General features: G+C 26.1%; 3 protein-coding genes. All 3 read left to right on the forward strand.

All coding sequences use genetic code 11. The annotated features are described in order from the left end of the window. Positions 1 to 625 (forward strand): hypothetical protein (locus tag ACTHW2_RS12640; RefSeq protein ID WP_442264254.1); only part of this gene is annotated, 625 nt, incomplete at its 5' end. 93 nt (positions 626 to 718) lie between these two features. Further along, positions 719 to 1,696 carry a DNA cytosine methyltransferase gene (locus ACTHW2_RS12645; RefSeq protein ID WP_442264255.1) on the forward strand — a complete coding sequence of 326 codons (978 nt, stop codon included), beginning with the start codon at positions 719 to 721 and terminating at the stop codon, positions 1,694 to 1,696. A 1-nt stretch (position 1,697) separates the two neighbouring features. Further along, on the forward strand, positions 1,698 to 2,702 hold the full coding sequence (locus ACTHW2_RS12650; RefSeq protein ID WP_442198555.1) for a DNA adenine methylase: 1,005 nt from the start codon (positions 1,698 to 1,700) through the stop codon (positions 2,700 to 2,702). Positions 2,703 to 2,733: the final 31 nt, after the last annotated feature.

The following is a 2,733-nucleotide window of genomic DNA, read 5'->3' on the forward strand; positions in this document are numbered from 1 at the left end:
AAGATTTGATAATAAAGAAGACTGGGAACTAGCAATCTTTGAAAAAACTAAAGAAATTAAAGATTTAGAACTATATATAAAGAATAAAATAAGATCTGTCGATAAAAATGAAAAAAGGATTCAAACATTTTATAAAAAGGTAGATAAAAAAGAAGAAATAGACAAAGAGTTAGACAAAGTTACCAATCAAAGTTATACTAAGTGGAATTTTTTTAAAGCCCCCATCGATTTTGTGATTAGAAAAATGATGGAGAAAGATTTAGAAAAAATAGATATTGAAGAAGAATATCAAGATTATATAATGTCAGCAAAGGTTTATAGTGATGAAAATCCTACTCCTATGCATAAAAATATAGCAAAATTAAAAAAAGATATACAAAAAGTTAAAAGAAAAAAAGCTTCTCTTACAAAAGAATTAAAAGAAATGAAGCAATATGGTGGCAATTATGAAGTACTAATAAGAACTAGAGAATCAGAAAAAAGAAATCAGAAAGAAAGAGAAAAAGAGATTGCAGTAGAGAAGAAACAAGCTGAAAAACTTAGTTTTAACATTAAAGATATGCAAAGAAAAAAAGTGAAGACTTTAGAAAATAAGAAAAAGAAAAAAAGAGGATTTAAAAGATAATTTATTAAAAAATAATAAGGAGATAGTTAAGGGGTGACTTTTCCACCTAAATTTGATATTATAAGTAATGATTAAAAAGGAGAGAGATAATACATGTTAAATTATATAGATTTATTTTCAGGGGCAGGAGGGATGTCTTTGGGATTTGAAAAAGCAGGTTTTAAAAATATATTTTCCCTAGAATTTAATCGAGAAATTGCTGAAACATATAAAAAAAATTTTCCTGAAACTAATTTAATAATAAAAGACATAGTTGAGTTATCTGAAACAGAAATAAAAGAAATAATAGGTGGATTGGACATAGATGTAGTAGTAGGTGGACCACCTTGTCAAGGCTTTAGTTTAGCTGGTAAAATAGGTAGAACATTTATAGAAGATGATAGAAATTATTTGTTTAATGAATTTGTTCGTGTTGTTTCTATAGTTAAACCTAAAATATTTATATTAGAAAATGTTGCTAGAATGGCAAGTCATAATAAAGGAAAAACAATTCTTGAAATTATTAATGAATTTGAAAAGTTAGGATATAATGTTGAGTATGATGTTTTACAAACGTCTGATTATGGTATTCCTCAAAAAAGACAGCGAATTATTATAGTTGGTACGAGAGGGTCTGTATTTAAATTTCCAGAAAAAAATGAGTCTGTTTTAACTATTAAAGATGCTATAGATGATTTACCGAGATTAAAAAGTGCGGAAAAATCAAATATACCAAATCATAATGCTATGAATCACTCAGCACAGATGTTGGAAAAAATGTCATATATAAAAGATGGCGGAGATCGAGATGATATTCCAGAAGAATTACGACCTAAAACTGGAGATGCAAGAAAATATATTTGTTATAACAGTAAAAAACCATCTCCAACAGTTACTGGAGATATGAGGAAAATATTTCATTATGAACAAAATCGTGCACTAACTCAAAGAGAATTAGCAAGACTTCAAACATTTCCTGATGATTTTATTTTTGTAGGAAACAGTATGAAAATTCAACAAGAGATAGGCAATGCAGTTCCTCCTAAACTAGCTTATAAATTAGCTTTACAAGTAAAAAAGGGGATTAAATAAAATGGAAAACTATGAATTCCCTAAAGTGAATTATATAGGTAATAAGAAGAAAATAGTTGAATGGATTGGTTCTAATATACCTTTATCTGAAGGTATTGTTTTAGATCTATTTGCTGGAGGTTCATCGGTATCATATTATCTAAAGCAAAAAGGTTATGAAGTGATAACAAACGATGCATTATATGCGTCATTTGTTATTAATAAAGCTTTGATAGAAAATAAAGATACTAAATTAAAATATAATGAAATAGAAGAGATTAAAAATACTAAAATAGATAAAAAATTAAGAAAAAAGTTGAATTGGTTAGAAAAAAACTTATTTTACTCTGATGAAGTGGATGAGCTTTCTAAATTTGTTAATTACTCATTTAATCTTCCCACATATGAAAAATATTTACTTCAAGCATTAATAAGAAGATCTATGATAAGAAAATTACCTTACTCAAGAATGAATGTAGATTGGAAAAACATATTAAAATTAAGAGATGAAGATTATTCTTATCGAAAATATGGAAGACGTAGAGCTTATCATAACCAAAGTTTTGAATATCATATTTTAGACAATCTTGAGAATTATAATAACTCTATTTTTGATAATGCTAGAGAAAATAGAGCTATACAAATGGATTTTATGGATGCATTAAATTCAATAGACTCTGTAGATATTATATATTTGGATCCTCCATACCCTGGAACAATGAATAATTACGAAGGGTTTTATGGTAGTTTTGATAAAATATTTGATAAGGAAATAGAAATAACTAATATAAGAAAAAAAGAAGATTTTTTAAATAATATAGAAAACATATTAAGAATAGCACAACTTAAAAGTAAATTTATTGTTATGAGTTTAAATTCAAATTCAACTCCTTCTTACGAAGAAATCATGAAGTTAATGTCTAATTATGGTAGTATTAGATTAGAAAGTAGGAAACACAACTACCAATTAAGTGGTAAAAAGAAAAAAAATTCTAATTTTGAAATATTATTAATCTTAGAGTTTTAATTTTAGGAGGAGAATTATGAATTTCCATAGT

The organism is Tissierella sp. (assembly GCF_052089545.1).
Lineage (GTDB): Bacteria > Bacillota > Clostridia > Tissierellales > Tissierellaceae > Tissierella_A.

Excerpts from the sequence above, each read along its gene's own strand:
- ACTHW2_RS12650 (WP_442198555.1), top strand. The coding sequence starts at position 1,698 with ATGGAAAACTATGAATTCCCTAAAGTGAATTATATAGGTAATAAGAAG.
- ACTHW2_RS12645 (WP_442264255.1), top strand. The coding sequence starts at position 719 with ATGTTAAATTATATAGATTTATTTTCAGGGGCAGGAGGGATGTCTTTG.